Raw genomic sequence first — 18,497 nt, forward strand, 5'->3', positions numbered from 1 at the left:
AGTACTCCATTACATAAAAAGCGCACAGGCGCGGTCAAGGCATCGCAGGCAGAGGCAAGCGATGGCCAACAAACGGCAAATTGCAGATGAGCGGGATTACGCCGCCATGGGCGTCAATGAACTGCTCCGGGGCCTCGACCTATTCGTCGAACCACTCGGAGAGATAGAAAGGCTTGAAGTAGAAGGCCAGAAAAAAGCCTCTGGCTTTGCGCATCATGGTGATTTGTCGCGTCCTGTGACAAAGATGGCAAGCACCTTACCACGCCTCAAATTTGCCCGGCAAGGGGACTTGGGGATGAAACATCCTGCCCATGGTCAATCCGGCCACGATTCGTTAGGCTCGGATCACCCGTTCACGCCCAGGCACGCGAGCCCCATCCCATGAATTTTCTCGCCCACCTCCATCTGGCGGCCCATACCGGCAGTTCCCTCACCGGCAACCTGCTGGGGGACTTCATCAAGGGCCCGCTGCCGACGGGTCTCGCTGACCACTTCGACGAGGGGATCTGGCTGCACCGCAAGATAGACGCCTTCACCGATGCCCACCCGGCCCATCGGGCCGCCGTGGCGAGCTTCGACCCCCCCTGGCGCCGCTTCGGCGGCATTGTGGTGGACATGCTCTACGATCACTGGCTCAGCCAGCACTGGCAGAGGTTCAGCGCAGCCCCCCTGCCCCACTTTCTGGCGCAGAGCTATGGTCAACTTCTCCTGGATCATCACAGCCTACCACAGGGACTGCCGATGGCCCTGCGGCGCATGGCCGAGCAGGACTGGCTTGCCTCCTACCTGTACCGGGAAGGGGTGGGGGCGGCCCTCAACGGCATCGGTCGTCGGCTGCGCCGCCCCGTGCCGCTCGGGGAGGCGCTCCACGCCCTGGATCAGGCTCGCTGGATCGAGGCCGAGCACGCCTTCCTGCACTTCTACCCGGAGCTGATGCGCTTTTGCGAGGCGCAGATCGCCGCCCACCGCACTGCCACCTCATCCCCACCATAAAAAACGCCCCGAGCGGGGCGTTGTCATCGGGGGAATGCTCAGGCCTTGGGGCTGGCCGGCAGGAAGCGAAACGCCTTGGCCGGGACGAATTTCTCCGCCGTCTCCCCCGCATAGAGCTGCTGCTCGGTCAGGGGCAACTTGCGCACCGGGGCCCCCGCGGCGAGATCCAGCTTGTCCATGCTCACCCAGAAGGTGTTGGGCAGATGGGTCAGCTCGAAGAAATAGCGGCGATGCTGCTGATCCGCCACGCTGCGCCACAGGGTGGTGGAGATGTTGGGCTGATCCGGGGTGCTGATCCCCATGGGTACCGAGACGTTGCGCATCACGCTCATCACCCCGGCTACCGCCTCGTTGGCCTGGTCGGTCTTTGGCAGGGTCTTGATGTAGAAGGAGGCGCGGGCAAATCGATCCGCCGAGCGGTTGGTGCCGGGCAGCATGGTGAGACCGCCAATCTCCTCCCAGTAGTCGTTGAGGGCCAGTTGCTTGTCAAAGGTCGGCGAGTTGGTCATCACCTGATAGCTGCGGTCGTGGTAGATCTGCAGCTTGCCCCCCACGTACTGGAAGATGGCGGAATCGCCGCTCGCATCGGAGAGGGAGAGGTGCAGCTGGCCCGGCTTGCCATCCGGGGTCAGGGTGGTCACCACATAGAACTCGTCCTTCGACAGGGCGGCGACCGCCTCGGCCACGGTGGCGAAGTTGTCCAGGGCATACTGGGCCCAGAGCGAGATGGAGAGGGTCTTGCGCGGATCCTTGTCGCTCGGGGTCACATACTCGGACTCGGTCAGATAGAGGAGGTTGGCCACCAGCCCCTTCTCGTTCATGCCGTCGGCGGTGCCCGCATCGAAGCCTGCCGCCACCACGGAGCCGTAGCGCGACGTCCACGTCATGGAGTGCGCGCCGGCCTCCCCTTCCCGCGCGATGCCACGGGGCAGCGCCCAGAGATTGGTCGGCATGGCGCTGCGCCAGTCCATGGTACGACCGGTCACCACCAGCGCTCCCTCCCCCTGATAGACGGCGCGGGTACAGGCATCGGCGAGGGAGCTGACGGAGAGGGAGACGGTCAGGGCCAGCAGGGTCTTGTGCAACAGGGGGGAACGCAGGATTGTCATATGGATCACTCGAGTCTGGTGAAAACACAAGCATACCCCTTTTTGCATAACAGGGGCTGACTGAGGCTGGCAAACCAGGTGGCAGATCTGTCAACAGAGGCGCGTCCCTGCCAATCAGCGATCAATATCCATAAATTAATCAAGGAGATAAGCAAGTCACTTCGGGGCGATACCGCCAGATGCCATTCGCTGGCTTGCGTCGGTTTCAGACACATTCCCTGCCCGCCAGCAGGCGGACAGGGAGGGGCTCAGCCTTCCTTACTTGCGGATACTCAGCCCCAGCTCGCGGCCGCGCAGGCGGGCGTAATAGATGGTGCCCACAAACGCCAGGGTGGTGAGAACCAGCTCCACCACCGCCAACCACCGCTCCCCCTCATCCGTGGTGATCAGGGTCAGGGCGTGTAGGAAGTAGGGCATCAGCACGAAGTTGCCCCAGGCGTGGGTGTAGGGATTGCCCTGCACTATGCCCTTGAGGGGGAAGAGCAGCGGCACCGTCCAGATCACCGGCAACAGCCAGGGATTGAGGTCCGGGTGAGGCGAGAGCCACAGATGCCAGAGGATGACCCAACCCAGCAGGCCGAAAAAACCGGCCAGGGTCAGCAGGCGAGCGAAGCGGGTGGTCACTTGAGGATCTCCAGCACCTGCTCGGGCGGACGACCGATGCGGGCCTGCCCGTTCTTGATGACGATGGGGCGCTCGATGAGCTTGGGGTGCTGGTGCATGGCACGAATGAGGTCATCGCCGCTCACCTCGCCGAGCCCCAGCTCCTTGTAGAGATCTTCCTTGGTGCGCATCAGCTGCCGGGGATCCGTGAAGCCAAGCTGACTCAGGAGGGTGCGGATCTGTGCCTCGCTCGGGGCCTGCTCCAGATAGAGCACCACCTCGGGGGCGACCCCGTGCTGTTCCAGCAAGGCCAGGGTTTCACGGCTCTTGGAGCAGCGCGGATTGTGGTAGATTTGGGTCTCGCTCATGATAACTCCCTGATTAATCGCAAGATGGGACAAGCAATGGCGCTATTGTAGGGGAAACGGATGGTCAGGGTAAGCGGGAAGGCTATGGAAATGAAACGGATCTGTTGGCTGATTGTGGCAACCCTGCTGGGGGCCTGCAGCCCGGCACCCGACTTCACCGACGGCGCGGGAAAGAAGGTCAGCCTCGCGGATCTCGGTGGCAAGCCGCTGCTGGTCAACTACTTCGCCCCCTGGTGCGCCCCCTGCCTGCGGGAGATGCCCTTGCTGGCAACATTGCACCAGGAAGGGCGGATCCGGGTGATCGCCATCAACTATGACCCCGCCTCCCCCACCGAACTGACCGAGCTGGCAAGGCGCCACGCCATCAGGGTTCCCCTGATGATCCCGGATGACGACGCCCGCCTCCCGTTCCCAAGGCCCGGGGCGCTGCCCACCAGCTATCTGCTCGATGCCAGGGGCACGCTGCTGGAGACCCTGGTGGGGGAGCTGGACGAGCAGAAGATAGGTGAGATAAAACGCCGCCTGGCGAGCGCCCCATAGCAGAGCCATCCATCACATTCATTTCTTCATCATCAAGATGCGTTGAAACCGATGAAAGGCCCTATTTTAGCCTGCAAAACAAGGCGGGGTGCCCCCAAAGGAGCACCCCGCCTGCCATCAACCCGCTCCGGACTCAGCCCTTGAGGCTGTCCAGATCCTTCTTGGCCCGCTCCAGCTGGGTGATGCGCGCCTCGATGCGGGCCAGGGTCAGCTTGTCACTGGTGGTGCCCCGGGCCACGATCAGTTCGTCGATGGCCGCCTGATAGTCCCCGCGCAGGGAAAGGGTCTCCGCCCGTGCCATGTGCAGGTCCGTCATTCTGCCCGCCTTACGGTAGGCGTCAGACAGCAGGCTCCAGGCCAGGCTGTTCTCGTCGTGCTCCCGGGCGTAGGGGTCCAGGATGGCGATGGACTTCTTGTAGTTGCCCCCCTCCAGATAGGCGTTGCCGAGGTTCACCACCACCACCTCGTTGTCCGGCATCCGGGTGCGGAAGCGCTCCAGTCTGGCGATGGCCTGGGCGCTGCGCCCCTTGGCGAGATCGATGTCGGTCAGGGCATCCACCACGAAGAGATCCTCCGGGTGACGAGTCGCCAGCTCCTGCATCAGGGTGTCGGCCTCGTCGGTGCGCTTGAGCTGCAACAGGGCCAGCGCCTTGCCATAGATGGCGGCATCCTTGAGGGGGTAATCCCCCTTCTGCAGGCGGCTGTCGAAGTAGGTGAGCAGCGCCTGGGGCGTCTCGGTGCCATAGCGCACCTGGATGCGCACCTTGGCCAGCCAGAAGTCCAGGCTCGGCGGCAGGGCGCGCGCGCCATAGCTCCCTGCCCGGGCTCGGGCTTCGCTGATCCGGGTCTCCGGCAGGGGGTGAGTCAGCAGCATCTCCGGCGGCTTGCTGGCGTAGCGGTACTCCGCCGCCAGCTTCTGGAAGAAGTTGGCCATGCCCATGGGATCGAACCCGGCGTCATACAGCGTCTTCATGCCGATGCGATCCGCCTCGTATTCGTTGTCCCGGGTGTAGTTGATGGCCGACTGCATCGACAAGCCAAGCGTGGTCTGCAAGGCCGCGATGCCGGCGGTGGGGTTGATCACCGCGAGTGCAATGGAGCCCACCAGGCCGGCCAGGGTCATGGCGGAGCTGCTCGCCTGTGCCTCCATGTAACGGGCGATGTGACGCTGGGTCACGTGGGTGATTTCGTGGGCCAGTACCGAGGCCAGCTCGCTCTCGCTCTCGGCGTAAAGGAAGAGGCCGGTGTGCACCTTGACCCGGCCACCGAGGAAGGCCGCCGCGTTGATGCTGGGATCATTAATGAGGAAGAAAGTGAACGGGAAGCGCACCCCGTCGGCATTGGTCAGCAGCCGCTGGCCCAGATCGTCGATGTATTCGTTGAGCACGGGGTCATCGATGATGGGCAGGCCCGCCCGTGCAAAACGCATGAAGGCGTTGCCGTAGCGCACCTCCTGCTCGATGGGCAGTGCGGCGACCCCGGCGGTACCGATGTCGGGCAACTGGTTGCTCCCCTGGGCGTGGAAGGTCGCCCCCATCAGGGTGACCAACAGGGGAAGCGATGCTATCAGGGGGGAAAAACGTGCCACGTTATCTCTATCTCCAATCAGACCCCAGCGGGCATCGGCAGAATACCCTTGCCATTCAAGGCCCACAAGCGTTGTTTCATCCTCTCATCACGGCCATAATGACCGCCACGCACGCGATGGAGATCTCATGGAACAGCTCGACCTGACCCCCTGGCGTTGTCCCGAGCCCCTCATCCGGCTCAAGCTCTGGTTGCGCCAGGCCCGGCCCGGTCAATCCGTGTGCATCCAGCTCGGGGATGCAGGCTCCCGGCAGGACATTCCCGCCTATCTGCGCCGTCAGGGTCACCATGTCCAGACCCGGGAAGAGTCAGCTGTCCGCCTCTCCCTGCTGCTCGTCGTTGCCCGTCCCCCCCGGGACGCCCTGCTCGCCCCCTAGCCCATGCCACCCACCCCGTGAGCCGCCATTCAAGGAAGCCTCGATGTTAGATGTATTGAAGCGCTGGTATCAGACCCGTTTTTCCGACCCCGATGCCGTCACCCTCTTCCTGCTGCTGGTCTTCTGCTTTGCCGTGCTCTGGCTGTTTGGGGATCTGCTGGCACCGCTGCTGGTGGCCCTGGTGATGGCCTATCTGCTGGAGTGGCCGGTGAGTCGCCTGCAACGAGGCGGCCTCTCTCGCACCGTCGCTACCAGCCTGGTCCTGCTGTTGTTCATCACGGTGACGACCCTGATGCTGCTGGGCCTCATCCCGACGCTGGTGAGCCAGGGGGTCAACCTGGCCAAGGAGGCCCCCGCCATGCTGGCCCATGCCCAGGACTATGTGCGCACCCTGCCGGAAAAATACCCCGAGATCATCGACGTCAGCCTGGTGGAAACCATCATCGACAACATTCGCCAGCGCATCCTGACCGGCGGCGAACAACTGGTGAGCGCCTCTTTGAGCTCCCTCATCAACGTGGTGGCCATCCTCATCTACGCCATCCTGGTGCCCCTGATGGTCTTCTTCATGCTCAAGGACAAACAGGTGCTGATGGGAGGCCTGCGCCGCTTCCTGCCCCGCAACCGCACCCTGGTGAACCGGGTCTGGGTGGAGATGAACGACCAGATCATCAACTACATCCGCGGCAAGGTGATCGAGATCGTCATCGTCGGCATCGCCACCTATGTGCCCTTCGCCCTGATGGGATTGCGCTACTCCGCCCTGCTGGCGGTCGCGGTGGGCTTCTCCGTGCTCATCCCCTATATCGGCGCCGCCGCGGTGACCGTGCCGGTGGCCATGGTGGCCCTGTTCCAGTGGGGGCTGACCCCCGACTTCGCCTGGCTGATGGTGGCCTATTTCGTGATCCAGGCCCTCGACGGCAACCTGCTGGTCCCCCTGCTCTTCTCCGAGACGGTCAACCTGCACCCGGTGGCCATCATCATCGCCGTGCTGGTGTTTGGCGGTCTGTGGGGCTTTTGGGGTGTCTTCTTCGCCATTCCCCTAGCCACCCTGGTCAAGGCGGTGCTCAACGCCTGGCCCAAGCGGGAAGATCTCCCCCGCCCAGCCCCCTGACCCTGGCAAGGGGCGAGGCCGGGTCTCGCCCCTTTCAGATACCGGCCACCAGCTGCACTTCCGTGACGCTGGCTCATGCTTGCCTTATCGGGTTTAATTGAAAACCGACATCCGTTTGACTTGCTACGCCGGTCTGATTCGTTCCCACGCCCACCCACCGACAAGGATCTGTCATGCCCCCACTCCCTGCCCTGCGCCATGCCTCTCTGGGTGCCTTTCTGGCACTGCTGTTCTGTTCTCCCGTCCGGGCAGACCTCGACATCGGGGCCCTCAGCGCCTTCTCCAGCGACAGCCCTGACAGCCCCATTCCCAAGGGGCTGGTGCTGGGCGGGGCCGTCATCGGCGGTCAGGCCCGTTACCAGCACCAGGACGACACCCTGATGCCCATCCCGGGGGCCCTCTATTTTGGTGACAACCTGATGTATCTGGGGGATCGGGCCCGCTACTACCTGAGCCGCAATGGCAACCTCTCGACCTATGCCTTCGGCCGGATGCGCTTTGGCAACCTGGACCCGGACGACGATCCCTTCCTCCATGGCATGGAGAAGCGCAAGGGGCAGTTCGAAGCGGGGTTCGGGGCCGATCTCATCACTCCCTACGCCCTCTGGAGCGTGCGGGCCACCACGGATGTGACCGGCACCAGCAACGGTCAGGAGCTGATGCTGTGGGCCAACTTCCCCATCATCCGCGGTCCCCTGCTGCTGATGCCGGGAGCCGGCGTCATGCTGCGCAGCCACAATCTCGCCAACTACTACTTCGGCGGTGTCTCGCAAGACGAAGCGAGGGCGGACAGGCCGGCGTGGAACACGGGCACCACCCTCTCCCCCATGGTCTCCCTCATCGGCAGCTATCGCTTCAGTGCCAACTGGATTGGCGGCTTTGGCATCAACTACGAACGCTACGACGACGACATCGCGGACAGCCCCATCGTCCAGCATCCGGGAGAACTCTATGCAGGCTTCGGGGTGGGCTACCTCTGGTAGCCCCATCCGGACTGGGCAACAAAAAAGGAGCCCATGGCTCCTTTTTTACGGCTATCCGGCGCAGTGCCACCCTGCCACTTCGGCGAGAAATTCGGCGAGCGCCCGGTTGATGAACGCGGGGTTCTCCAGGGTCGAGATGTGACCAGCCCCCGGGATCTCCTTGAACGGGCACCCCAGCACCTCGGCCATCAGATACCCCTCCAGCACAGGGCGAGCCTTGTCCTCACACCCCGTCATCACCAGTGCGGGCAGCCTCATCTCTTCGATCCAGTCGATGCGATCCTCCCGGGTCACGAAGCTGCGGCCCACCGCCACCAGGCTCGCCACCTTGTCGGCGGGCCATTGGGCCAGCCGTGTCTTGAAACCGGCCATCAGGGCCGCGTCCGGTTGATGGGCGAAGAAGAGCGGCGCCACCTGATCGGCGATGGGCGCAGGCACAGCGCCGACCTGTTCGATCATCGCCAGCATGCCGAGATAGCGCTCGCAGGTGATCTGGGGTTCAAGGCCGACGAAGCTGTCCATCAGCACCACTCCTTTGAGGCGAGCAGGCGCCATGCGCGCCAGCTCCACGCCCCACATGCCACCGATGGAGAGCCCCACCAGCACGCACTCGTCGATGCCAAGGGCATCGAGCAGCGCCAGGTGATCCCGGGCCAGGGTCGCCAGGGTGCAGGGCCCCTCGGGCAGCACATCGGAATCCCCGTGACCCCAAAGCTCGGGCACGATGCAGCGATACTGCCCCTTGAGGGCCTCGATTTGCGGTGCCCACATGGCACTGTCCCACAGGTAGCTGTGCCCAAAGAGCAGTGCCGGACCCTGCCCCTCGTCCAGATAGGCCATGCGGCGGCCCGCTATCTCCATAAACTGCTTCATGTTTTCTCCTGTTGCCAGCGGCGATGAAACTGGCTTTCCTGTTTTTCTGTTGCCAGCGGCTGATGAGGCGGCAGTGTAACACGCCACCCTTGGCAGGGGTGTCCGCCTGGTGCAAGCTGGAGAGACTCACAACGAGGAGTCACCAAGGAGAGGATGATGGCCAAGGAAAAGAGCAAGAAACGCCCCCGTCTGGACAAGAAGACCTACGAACATCACCTCGCCCACTTGCAGGAGGAGCTGGTCAAGTTGCAGGAGTGGGTCAAGCAGGAGGGGCTCAAAGTGGTGGTGCTGTTCGAGGGGCGCGACGCCGCGGGCAAGGGGGGCGTCATCAAGGCGATCACCGAGCCCCTCAACCCCCGGGTCTGCCGGGTCACCGCCCTGCCCGCCCCCTCGGATCGGGAGCGCACCCAGTGGTACTTCCAGCGCTACGTGGCGCACCTGCCCTCGGCGGGCGAGATGGTGCTGTTTGACCGCTCCTGGTACAACCGGGCCGGGGTCGAACGGGTGATGGGCTTTTGCAGCGACGACGAGTATCGCGAATTCCTGCGCGCCTGCCCCGAATTCGAGCGGATGTTGATCCGCTCCGGCATCACCCTCATCAAATACTGGTTCTCAGTCAGCGACGAAGAGCAGGAGAAACGCTTCAAGGAGCGCATCAACACCCCCATCAAGCGCTGGAAATTCAGCCCCATGGATCTGCAATCCCGCTCCCGCTGGGTCGAGTATTCCCGCGCCAAGGATGACATGTTCACCTACACGGATACCGAGGATTGCCCCTGGTTCGTGGTGGACGCCGATGACAAGCGCCGCGCCCGCCTCAACTGCATCTCCCACCTCCTTGGCAAGGTGCCCTACGAGGCGATCCACTACGAACCTATCACCCTGCCCCCCATCAAGACCGAAGGCTATGAGCGCCCGCCGCTCACCAGCCAGCACTTCGTGCCGGATGTCACCGCCGCCCTCGAGTCAGACAAGCACGGGCAGTGACGGGCCCTGGCCAGCCTCCCCTGCTGGCCGGGCCCGGGCTTCGGATGACGGGCAATAAAAAGCCGGTCTTGCGACCGGCAAAAGGCATTGAACGTATAGAAAGGAAAACCTGGCACTCTCGCCCTCTCAGGCGCGGATATATTTGGCCGTGCGCGGGAACGCCTGCTCTTTGGCATCGAACAGGTAGCAGGCTTCGGCCGGGATGCCGACGCTGTACTCCTGGCCGGTGGCCACGTCGATGTCGGAGCTCGCCTTGACGGTGAAGTCATGACCATCCACGTCCATGTAGACGAAGGACTCGGCCCCCAGGTGTTCGGCTACCTGCACCACGCCGCTCACGCGGCTGTCGGCATGGGCATGACCCAGCGGCACCAGGTGCTCGGGGCGAATGCCCAGCTCCACCTTGTCGCCCACCGCGCCGCGACGGGCATCCACCCGGGCACGCACGGTATCGCCGGAGGTGAGCTTGACCAAGCACTCCTGCTCGCCGATCTCCACCAGTTCGCCCGCCAGGAAGTTCATCTTGGGGGAGCCAATGAAGCCCGCCACGAACTTGTTGTCCGGGTTGTGGTAGAGCTCGAGGGGGGTGCCGAACTGTTCCAGGTTGGTGGCCGCCTCGCCCTTGAGCGGGCTCAGCACCACGATGCGGTTGGCCAGCGTCATGGCCTCCACCTGGTCGTGGGTCACGTAGATGATGGTGGAGTTGAGCTCCTTGTGCAGCTTGGCGATCTCGATGCGCATCTTGACCCGCAGGGCGGCGTCGAGGTTCGACAGCGGTTCGTCAAACAGGAACACCTGCGGCTGCTGCACGATGGAGCGGCCGATGGCCACCCGCTGGCGCTGACCGCCAGAAAGGGCCTTGGGCTTGCGGTCCAGCAAAGGCTCGAGACCCAGGATCTCGGCGGCGCGCATCACCCGCTTGTGGATATTCTCCTTGTCCATCTTCTTGAGCTTGAGGCCAAAAGCCATGTTCTCGTAGATGTTCATGTGCGGGTAGAGGGCGTAGGACTGGAACACCATGCCCACGTTGCGCTCCACCGGCGGCACGTCGTTCATGTAGCGCCCGCCGATGGTCAGCTCGCCGCTGGTGATGTCTTCCAGACCCGCGATCATCCGAAGCAGGGTGGACTTGCCGCAGCCGGACGGGCCGACGAAGACGATGAACTCCCCTTCCTTGATGTCGAGGTTGATGCTGCGCAGGGTGTCCTTGTGGACAGCCGGGTCGTAATTTTTGCGAACGTTGTTGAGTACTACTTCAGCCATGTCGAGCTCCGCTCTTGAATCTTTGCAAATCGTGATGACGGGGGGAGCCAGCTCCCCCGGCCATGAACCGTTAACCTTTCACGCCGCCTGCGGTCAGACCGCCCACCAGCCAGCGCTGGGCGAGCAGGAAGACGACCGTGATGGGGAAGCCTGACAGCACGGCGGCTGCGGCGAAGTCACCCCACAGGTAGTTCTGCGGATAGAGGTACTGCTGGGCCCCGACCGCCAGGGTCAGATTGTTCACATCCTGCAACAGGATGGAGGCCATGGGCACCTCGGTGATGGAGCCGATGAAGGCCAGGATGAACACCACCGCCAGGATGGGCACCGACAGGGGCAGCAGGATCAGGCGGAACGCCTGCCACGGAGTAGCGCCATCGATGGCCGCCGCCTCCTCCAGGGAAGAGTCGATGGTCTCGAAGTAGCCCTTGATGGTCCAGACGTGCAGGGCGATGCCCCCCATGTAGGCCAGGATCAGGCCGCCGTGGGTGTTGAGACCCAGCCAGGGGATGTAGTCACCGATCTTGTTGAAGAGCGCGTAGATGGCCACCAGTGCCAGCACCGCCGGGAACATCTGGAAGATCAGCATGCCCTGCAGGATGGTGGACTTGCCACGGAACCGCAGACGGGCGAAGGCGTAGGCACAGGTGGTGGAGAGCACCACTATCATCAGGGCGGTAATGCCCGCCACCTTGATGGAGTTCCACAGCCAGGTCAGCACCGGGAACGGCGGCGGCGTGATGCTGCCATCGGCGTTGGTGATGGACATGCCGAGCGCCAGCTTCCAGTGATCCAGGGTCGGATTGGTGGGGATGATCTCCCCCACCGAGAAGTTGCCGTTACGGAACGAGATGGCGATGACCATGATCAGCGGGAAGATGATCAGTGCCAGGAAGCCCCACATCACCAGGTGGGTTGCCCACACCCGGTATTTGACTGATTTGGGTTGTACGATTGCCATGTTGAAGCCTCCTTACAGTTGCTTGTCGGCTTTGGACAATTTCAGGTTGAGCAAGGCCAGCGCACCCACGATGAGGAAGATGGCGGTGGCGATGGCACTGGCCAGACCGTAGTCCTGACCACCCGAACCCTGGAACGCGATCCGGTAGGTGTAGCTCACCAGCAAGTCGGTGGTCCCGGCCGGCGTGGTGGCACCGATGATGTCCGGCGCCCCGTTCGTCAACAACTGGATAAGTACGAAGTTGTTGAAGTTGAAGGCAAAGGATGCAATCAACAGCGGTGTCAGCGGCTTCATCAAGAGCGGTACGGTGATCTTGAAGAAGTTCTGTACCGGCCCCGCCCCGTCCATGGCGGACGCCTCGTAGAGATCTTCCGGAATGGCCTTGAGCAGGCCCATGCAGAGGATCATCATGTAGGGGTAACCGAGCCAGGTGTTGACGATGAGGATCATCACCTTGGCCAGGAAGGGATTGGTGTACCAGTCCGGCTTGATGCCGAAGGCCGCCTCCAGGAACAGGTTGATTTCACCGAAGTTCTGGTTGAACAAGCCCTTGAACACCAGGATGGAGATGAACGCCGGTATCGCATAGGGCAGGATCAGCATGACCCGGTAGAAACCACGCCCCCTGAGCTGCTCCCACTGCACCAGACACGCCAGCACCATGCCGATCGCCAGGGTGAACGCCACCGAACAGGCGGAGAAGATCACGGTCCAGACGAAGATCTGCATGAAGGGACTCTGGATACCCGGGTCCGTCATGATGCGCATGAAGTTTTTCCAACCCACGCTCACCACGAAACCGGGGGCAACGCCCTTGCCGACGAAGTGACCTTCCGCATCGATGTACTGGTAGAAGCCGGTGTCACCGTTGGGCAGCATCAGCTCGCCGCTCTGGTTGTCACGCAGCAGGTTGCTGTCCTTGATCATGACGCCGGACTTGAGCACGGCGCCGTCGACCAGCTGGGTATAGAGCTGTTTCTGGGCGGCAAACTTGCGCAGGCTGCTCAGGGTCAGATGGATATTGCCTTCGGGCAGTACCACATCCAGGGCACTCAGGTGGGTGCGGTGATCAACGGTGGCACGAATGGGTGCCGCCTCGCCGACCGTGGCCCCGTCCAGAGGCTGCAACTGAACAACCTGGGGCTCGTCACGGACCCGTCCTTCACGGACGGCCAGGGTACGCGCCTTGTTGTTCAGCAAGGTAAGGGGTTGACTGATAAAGGATTGGTCGTCCTGTTTCAGCAGCAGCTGAAACTGATTGTTCTCACCACCCAGGAGGGTGAAATCGAATTCACCGCCGGTCACCTTGTAGGTTTTTTTCAGATGGTAATCCCGTGCCTGCTCAAGGGAGAGCAAGTTGGATCCCGAATAGTTGGTGAAGGCGATGCCGATCGTGTAGGCAAGAGGGAAGATGATAAAAACAACCATGCCTGCCACACCGGGGAAAATATAACGGTGGGCATAGGTCTTCTTGTTCATGAAGACATAGAGACCGACGGATACGACCACCAGATCGAGCAGGGCAAATACCCACTCGCCGCTGGCATACATCATCACGGCCGCATAACCATTAAGCACTGCGATCAGTGCCGCCATGGTCCATTTCAGCCAGACGTACTTGTCTTTCTTCGGACCGGCATAGGATTCGATAGAAGGTACTACTTCCATGCCAATTAACCTTTATTGCGCCAAGAGAGATTGAGAGAGTGGGAGGCCCGAAGGCCTCCCGGGTAGTGCATGCTTACTGGACGATACGCTTGGCAGCGGTATCCAGGGCTTCGTCAACACCCTGACGGCCAGAGGTGACATTCTTGAGGGCGGTTTCGAAGGAAGACCAGAAACGGCTCATCTCGGGCACGGACGGCATCGGTTCGCCGTTCTGGGCGTTCAGCATGGTGGCCTTGATGTTGGGGTCGGCTTCCAGGGTCTTCTGGAAGGACTTCAGGGCCACGGCACCCAGCGGCTTGTCGGCGTTCATCGGCGCCAGACCGGCATCGGTCAGCAGGTAGTTCTCGAGGAACTCGATGGCCAGATCCTTGTTCGGGCTGGCGGCGTTGATGGTGGCACCCAGTACGCCAACGAAGGCCTTGGCCGGCTTGCCTTTCAGGGTCGGCAGCTGGGCTACGCCATACTTGATGCCGCTCTTGTCCAGGTTGCTCCAGGCCCAGGGACCGTTGATCATCATGGCCACTTCGCCCTTGTTGAACTTGGCGTCCATCACACCGTAGTCGATGCCCTTCTCCAGGTGACCGGATTTGATCATCTCGGAGATGTAGCCGACGCCGGCCTTGGCACCTGCGTTGTTCACGCCGGTGTCTTTGACGTCATAGCCGGTGGCGGTCTTCTTGAAGGCATAACCACCGTTGGCAGCCACCAGGGGGTAGCTGAAGTAGGGGGTGTCATAGGCCCACATGATGGCACGCTTGCCATTTTTCTTCAGGTCTTCGTCGATCTTGGCGATCTCTTCGAAGGTCTTCGGCGGGTTGGGCAACAGATCCTTGTTGTAAATCAGGCTGACGGCTTCTACCGCGACCGGGTAGCCATAGGTCTTGCCATCGACGGTCATGGCATCCCAGGCGAATTGCTCGAACTTGGCCTTGGTGGCGGCATTCGGGGTCACGGGAACCAGCAGACCGGACTTGACCCACTCACCGTAACGGTCGTGAGCCCAGAAGAAGATGTCCGGGCCGTTGCCGGTGGCGGCGGCTTGCTGGAATTTGACTTCAACCTGATCCGGGTGGGCGACGGTTACCTTGATGCCGGTTTCGGCTTCAAACTTCTTGCCGACTTCGGCCAGGCCGTTGTAGCCCTTGTCACCGTTGATCCAGATGGTCAGCTGACCTTCATCAATGGCAGCAGTGGCAGAGCAGGCCACGCCCAGGGTAGCCAGACCGATCAGGGATGACAGCAATTTCTTTTTCATGAGCCTTTCCTTGTATTAGTTCCGCGCTGTAAGAGCATTGTGTGCAGATGAATATTATCCCAAGCAGTCAATGCCTCACATGACACGCCTCGCATTTTTGAAATGCAATTACGTATTTTCTTCCAGAAAGTTATGAAAACATTTTCTTATTTCAGCGACTTAGGAAGGGATATCCCCATATTTTTGCCAAGATATGGAAATTAAATTACAGAAAGGAAATTAATTTACGTCATTGAAAGGGATTTCACCCCACTGAAAACCCTTTCATTCCCGATATTTTGTTCAATGTGTTAACAAAAGTACTGAGGTGGTTTCCATCTACATCACCCCCTTAAATAAAAAGGCACCGGAGCGGACTCCGGTGCCTTTTTGCAAGAAATGACGGCTGGATCACATTACGACTGGCGCAGCAATTGATCCTTGAGATTGGGCGGGACTCCCCTGATGGTCAGGGTGTCGGTCTGGGGATCGTAAAAAACCCGGTTGTTGAGCAACTTCTGCTCGAAGCTCAGGGTCAGGCCGCCACCGGAGCCCACAAACTTGGTCAAGCCCCGCAGGGTGGAACGGTCCGCCGGGAAGCGCTCCTCCAGCTCGTACTCCTGACCGATGAAGCTGTAAAAATCGAGGTCCCCATCACCGGGCAATTCCGCCGACAGCTCCTTGATCTCGATCTCCTCGCCGGCGCTGGCCTGCTCGGTGCAATATTTGAAGACCTGCTTCTTGTAGTCATTGCGCTCGGCCGGTTCGAGCTGGCGGCTGTCGCAGTAATCGTCCACCGCCTGCAGCAACCCCTTGTTCTGGATCTTGGCATCCATGCCCTCCCGGGCCCCCAGCAGATCCATGAAGAAATCCCCCAGCTTGCGACCGACCCGGCCCTTGCTGAAGGTGATATAACGACGCGAATCCACCTGGGTTTTCCACTCGGTGAGATCGATGCGGGCCACCAGATTGAGTTTGCCGATATCCAGGTACTGGATGTGGCGCAGCTCCAGCGCCTCGCTCACGGTGACGCTCTCCTTGCCTTCCAGCAGGGCGATCATCAGGTAATCCACCCCCACATAGTTGTACTTGGCAATCAGCAACACCCCCTGCTCGTCCAGGGCATGCTCCACCAGCTGCTTGACCAGCATCTGGGTCAGGTTGACGGAAAAGGGGACGAACTCGGTCTGCTCCGCCAGCAGCTGCTCCAGGGCGATGCGAAAGGCGGGGGAAGGCTGCTTGGGGGCGTCTTCCCCCTCCGCCAGCTCGGCGACGGCGGCCTCGGGATCGGCGAAGAAGCCAAAGCCCTTTCCCCCCTTGCCGTTGTAGATGCGATGCAGCTCCGCCATCAGCCCTTGTACCGCCTCGTCGGCAGGCAGGGTCTGGCTGCGGGTATCGGCGTGGGGCTGGCCATCGTTGCCCGCCCGCAGGGAGTGAAGAATGATCTTGTCGATATCGAGACTCATGTCACAAAGCCATAGTGTTAGCCGAAAGGGTGAAGTATTATAAGGCGCTTTGAACCGAGGTGAACCCAAGATTATGCCCATCGTATCAAAGTACAATAACGAGCAGTTTGACGCCCTGATGAACGACCTGATCACCGCCCTGGAGAAACACAAGGCACCGGTGGATCTCAGTCTGATGGTCCTTGGCAACCTGACCACCAACATCATCAACGGCATGGCCCCGGCCCAGCGCCAGGCGATCACCGAGAAGTTCATCCAGGCACTCACCGCCTCGGTGGGCCATCGCCACGATGCGCACTGAGTTTCTTCGCATTCTTTGATGTTTTTCAAGCAGATGGATCATTATGGTCGAAACCGGCAACCCCTATCGCGATAATGTCTCTCGCCTGATCACCTGGGGGCATTGGTTCTCCTTCTTCAACATCATCCTGGCCATGCTGATCTCGACCCGTTACCTGGGCGCCATCAGCTGGCCGTCGACCACGCTCGGCGTGACCTATCTCGTCATCAGCTGGATAGGTCATTTCTCGTTCCTGAGCTTCGTCACCTATCTGCTGACCATCTTCCCCTTGAGCTTCATCCTGCCCAGGGAGAAGCCGCTGCGCTTCATTTCATCCATCATCGCCACCCTGGCGCTGGTGCTGCTGCTTATCGACACCCAGGTGTTCCAGCTGTTCAAGTTCCACTTGAATGGCCAGGTGTGGCAACTGCTGCTGGATCAGGCGCAGACCGAAGAGGGCTCTATCTGGAGCATCATCTTCGTGGCGGTGCCCGCCATCTTCCTGCTGCAACTGCTGCTGTCGGCCTATGTGTGGCGCAAGATCAACAAGCGCAAACGCCGCCAGTACGGCAATCAGGTGGGGCTGGCCCTGCTGGTCTGCTTCATCCTGACCCATCTGGTCAACAGCTGGGCGGATGCGACCCTGTATCAACCCATCACCATGCAGCGGGCCAACTTCCCCCTCTCCTACCCCATGACCGCCAGGAGCTTCCTGGCCAAGCATGGCTGGCTCGACCTCGAGCAGTATGAGAAGAAGGCCGAAGATCAGGGAAGCGCTGAGCACCGTCTGCTCTATCCCTTGCGCCCCCTCGGCGTGAGCGCACCCAGCGATCACAAGAACCTGCTGGTGGTGGTGGTCGACTCCCTGCGAGCCGACATGCTCAACAACATCAACATGCCCAATCTGCAACGCTACGCGGACAACCACTTCAATTTCCGCCAGCACATGAGTGGTGGCAATGATGAAGCCATGGGGATGTTCAGCCTCTTCTACGGGCTGCCCGGCCACTATTACGGAGACATCCGGGCCGACAAGCGCCCCCCCGTGCTGTTCGACGAGATGCTGCGTCAGGACTACCAGTTCGGCCTGTTCGGTGCACTGGAAGATGCCAAGCAGTATCGCCAGAGTCTGCTTGCGGGTCTGCGCAAGCAGGTCTTCGTCTCCCGCCAGACCGATGACCGCAGGCTCATCGACGACTGGCAGCAGTGGCTTGGCACGCGCACCGCGGACAGACCCTGGTTCTCTCTGGTCTATCTCTCTAGCCCGGGGGATTATCAGGTGCCCGCCAGCATCAAGGGTCCCTTCCAGCCCGAGTTGACCCGCTTCAACCCGGCCACTGCCTATCGGCCCGAGAACCTGCAGAAGCTGGAGAACCGCTACAAGAACGCGGTCTTCTATACCGATCAACTGCTGGAGCAGATGCTGACCCAACTGCAATTGCAGGGGCTTGATGATCAGACCATCGTCGTGGTCACCTCCAACCACGGTCAGGAGTTCAACGAGACCCAGAGCAACAGCTGGGGCTATGGCAGCAATTACTCGACCTATCAGGTGCAGGTCCCCCTGGTGCTGGCCTGGCCTGGTGCCGAACCTGCGCCCCAGGCGCAGGCGAGCAGCCACCTGGATCTGGTACCGACCCTGATGAAGAACATGCTGGGTGTACGCAACCCCTATCGTGACTACAGCACGGGGCGCAACCTGTTCGAAGCCAGTGCACGCACCTGGCTGCTGGCGGGGGATCAGAATGACTTCGCCATCTATCAGGGCAACACCATCACCCAGTTCAACAAGCAGGGGGACTTCGAGCTGCTGGACCGCGACACCTATCGCCCCATCAAGCACGGCACCCCGGACATGGGCACCCTGATCCAGGTGATGAACGAGCTCAATCGCTTCTATCGCGCCCCCTGATCTGCGCCAGCCCACCTCCTTGAGCCCGCCCCTATGGCGGGCTTTTTCTTGCCCGCACCACACCCGTCCTCCTGTTTCTCATGGCGTCATTCGCAAACGTATGCCACCACCTTACTGATTTAACTCTCAAAAAATTCAATTCGATCAATATCATAAAAACAAAATGATAATGATTGTCA

General features: G+C 61.2%; 19 protein-coding genes. 9 read left to right on the plus strand and 10 right to left on the minus strand.

What is annotated here, in order from left to right; genetic code table 11:
• The first annotated feature begins 61 nt into the window (after positions 1-61).
• Positions 62-385, plus strand: a complete 324-nt coding sequence (locus AB5Y93_RS03745; protein ID WP_029314324.1) for a hypothetical protein — start codon at positions 62-64, stop codon at positions 383-385.
• Entirely contained in the window at positions 382-993 is a 612-nt protein-coding gene (locus AB5Y93_RS03750) for an ACP phosphodiesterase (RefSeq protein ID WP_368228829.1), read from the plus strand. Before AB5Y93_RS03745 ends, AB5Y93_RS03750 begins: the two co-directional genes overlap by 4 nt.
• Before the next feature lie 38 nt (positions 994-1,031).
• Here the strand turns inward: AB5Y93_RS03750 and AB5Y93_RS03755 are convergent, their stop codons facing one another.
• From AB5Y93_RS03755 to arsC, 3 genes are all read right to left on the minus strand, one after another.
• A complete protein-coding gene (locus AB5Y93_RS03755) occupies positions 1,032-2,102 on the minus strand; it encodes a linear amide C-N hydrolase (RefSeq protein ID WP_103243378.1) in 1,071 nt (356 codons plus the stop codon).
• Positions 2,103-2,360: 258 nt separating this feature from the next.
• Positions 2,361-2,726 (minus strand): DUF2069 domain-containing protein, encoded by a 366-nt coding sequence (locus tag AB5Y93_RS03760; RefSeq protein WP_324040661.1) that lies wholly within the window; start codon positions 2,724-2,726, stop codon positions 2,361-2,363.
• Complete coding sequence (gene arsC, locus AB5Y93_RS03765; RefSeq protein ID WP_010674260.1) at positions 2,723-3,073, minus strand: arsenate reductase (glutaredoxin); 351 nt, start codon at positions 3,071-3,073, stop codon at positions 2,723-2,725. The genes AB5Y93_RS03760 and arsC overlap by 4 nt, the downstream gene beginning before the upstream one ends.
• 60 nt (positions 3,074-3,133) lie before the next feature.
• On the opposite strand from arsC, the gene AB5Y93_RS03770 reads away from it, so the two are divergent.
• Complete coding sequence (locus AB5Y93_RS03770; protein WP_368228830.1) at positions 3,134-3,613, plus strand: TlpA family protein disulfide reductase; 480 nt, start codon at positions 3,134-3,136, stop codon at positions 3,611-3,613.
• A 133-nt stretch (positions 3,614-3,746) separates the two neighbouring features.
• Here AB5Y93_RS03770 and AB5Y93_RS03775 read toward each other — a convergent pair whose 3' ends face one another.
• A complete protein-coding gene (locus AB5Y93_RS03775; RefSeq protein WP_223918331.1) occupies positions 3,747-5,201 on the minus strand; it encodes a M48 family metalloprotease in 1,455 nt (484 codons plus the stop codon).
• A gap of 127 nt (positions 5,202-5,328) precedes the next feature.
• Here AB5Y93_RS03775 and AB5Y93_RS03780 point away from each other — a divergent pair, with 127 nt between their 5' ends.
• The 3 genes from AB5Y93_RS03780 (at position 5,329) to AB5Y93_RS03790 (ending at position 7,674) form a co-directional block, all read left to right on the plus strand.
• Complete coding sequence (locus tag AB5Y93_RS03780; protein ID WP_368228831.1) at positions 5,329-5,577, plus strand: sulfurtransferase TusA family protein; 249 nt, start codon at positions 5,329-5,331, stop codon at positions 5,575-5,577.
• A gap of 43 nt (positions 5,578-5,620) precedes the next feature.
• Complete coding sequence (locus AB5Y93_RS03785) at positions 5,621-6,691, plus strand: AI-2E family transporter (protein ID WP_368228832.1); 1,071 nt, start codon at positions 5,621-5,623, stop codon at positions 6,689-6,691.
• 173 nt (positions 6,692-6,864) lie between these two features.
• Positions 6,865-7,674 carry a MipA/OmpV family protein gene (locus tag AB5Y93_RS03790; protein WP_324048860.1) on the plus strand — a complete coding sequence of 270 codons (810 nt, stop codon included), beginning with the start codon at positions 6,865-6,867 and terminating at the stop codon, positions 7,672-7,674.
• A 51-nt stretch (positions 7,675-7,725) separates the two neighbouring features.
• Here AB5Y93_RS03790 and AB5Y93_RS03795 read toward each other — a convergent pair whose 3' ends face one another.
• A complete protein-coding gene (locus AB5Y93_RS03795; protein ID WP_042015929.1) occupies positions 7,726-8,547 on the minus strand; it encodes an alpha/beta fold hydrolase in 822 nt (273 codons plus the stop codon).
• Between the two features lie 156 nt (positions 8,548-8,703).
• Between AB5Y93_RS03795 and ppk2 the strand changes: the two genes are divergently transcribed.
• Positions 8,704-9,534 carry a polyphosphate kinase 2 gene (ppk2, locus tag AB5Y93_RS03800; protein ID WP_010674253.1) on the plus strand — a complete coding sequence of 277 codons (831 nt, stop codon included), beginning with the start codon at positions 8,704-8,706 and terminating at the stop codon, positions 9,532-9,534.
• Between the two features lie 126 nt (positions 9,535-9,660).
• Here the strand turns inward: ppk2 and AB5Y93_RS03805 are convergent, their stop codons facing one another.
• The 5 genes from AB5Y93_RS03805 to yejK all read right to left on the minus strand — a co-directional run bounded on the left by AB5Y93_RS03805 (position 9,661) and on the right by yejK (position 16,126).
• Positions 9,661-10,797 (minus strand): ABC transporter ATP-binding protein, encoded by a 1,137-nt coding sequence (locus AB5Y93_RS03805; RefSeq protein ID WP_039038631.1) that lies wholly within the window; start codon positions 10,795-10,797, stop codon positions 9,661-9,663.
• Positions 10,798-10,867: 70 nt separating this feature from the next.
• Positions 10,868-11,758 (minus strand): maltose ABC transporter permease MalG, encoded by an 891-nt coding sequence (gene malG, locus AB5Y93_RS03810; protein ID WP_010674251.1) that lies wholly within the window; start codon positions 11,756-11,758, stop codon positions 10,868-10,870.
• Between the two features lie 12 nt (positions 11,759-11,770).
• Positions 11,771-13,426: a maltose ABC transporter permease MalF gene (malF, locus tag AB5Y93_RS03815; RefSeq protein ID WP_368228833.1), complete on the minus strand. Its 1,656-nt coding sequence runs from the start codon at positions 13,424-13,426 to the stop codon at positions 11,771-11,773.
• A 73-nt stretch (positions 13,427-13,499) separates the two neighbouring features.
• Positions 13,500-14,681 carry a maltose/maltodextrin ABC transporter substrate-binding protein MalE gene (gene malE / locus AB5Y93_RS03820; RefSeq protein WP_010674249.1) on the minus strand — a complete coding sequence of 394 codons (1,182 nt, stop codon included), beginning with the start codon at positions 14,679-14,681 and terminating at the stop codon, positions 13,500-13,502.
• A 395-nt stretch (positions 14,682-15,076) separates the two neighbouring features.
• Positions 15,077-16,126, minus strand: coding sequence for a nucleoid-associated protein YejK (gene yejK, locus AB5Y93_RS03825; protein ID WP_368228834.1), 1,050 nt, complete (start codon positions 16,124-16,126; stop codon positions 15,077-15,079).
• A 73-nt stretch (positions 16,127-16,199) separates the two neighbouring features.
• On the opposite strand from yejK, the gene AB5Y93_RS03830 reads away from it, so the two are divergent.
• Both AB5Y93_RS03830 and AB5Y93_RS03835 read left to right on the plus strand, forming a co-directional pair.
• Positions 16,200-16,427 carry a YejL family protein gene (locus tag AB5Y93_RS03830; protein WP_039038627.1) on the plus strand — a complete coding sequence of 76 codons (228 nt, stop codon included), beginning with the start codon at positions 16,200-16,202 and terminating at the stop codon, positions 16,425-16,427.
• A gap of 43 nt (positions 16,428-16,470) precedes the next feature.
• Positions 16,471-18,318, plus strand: coding sequence for a DUF3413 domain-containing protein (locus tag AB5Y93_RS03835; protein WP_368228835.1), 1,848 nt, complete (start codon positions 16,471-16,473; stop codon positions 18,316-18,318).
• Positions 18,319-18,497 lie beyond the last annotated feature (179 nt).

The organism is Aeromonas sp. R10-1 (assembly GCF_040908465.1).
GTDB lineage: Bacteria > Pseudomonadota > Gammaproteobacteria > Enterobacterales > Aeromonadaceae > Aeromonas > Aeromonas caviae.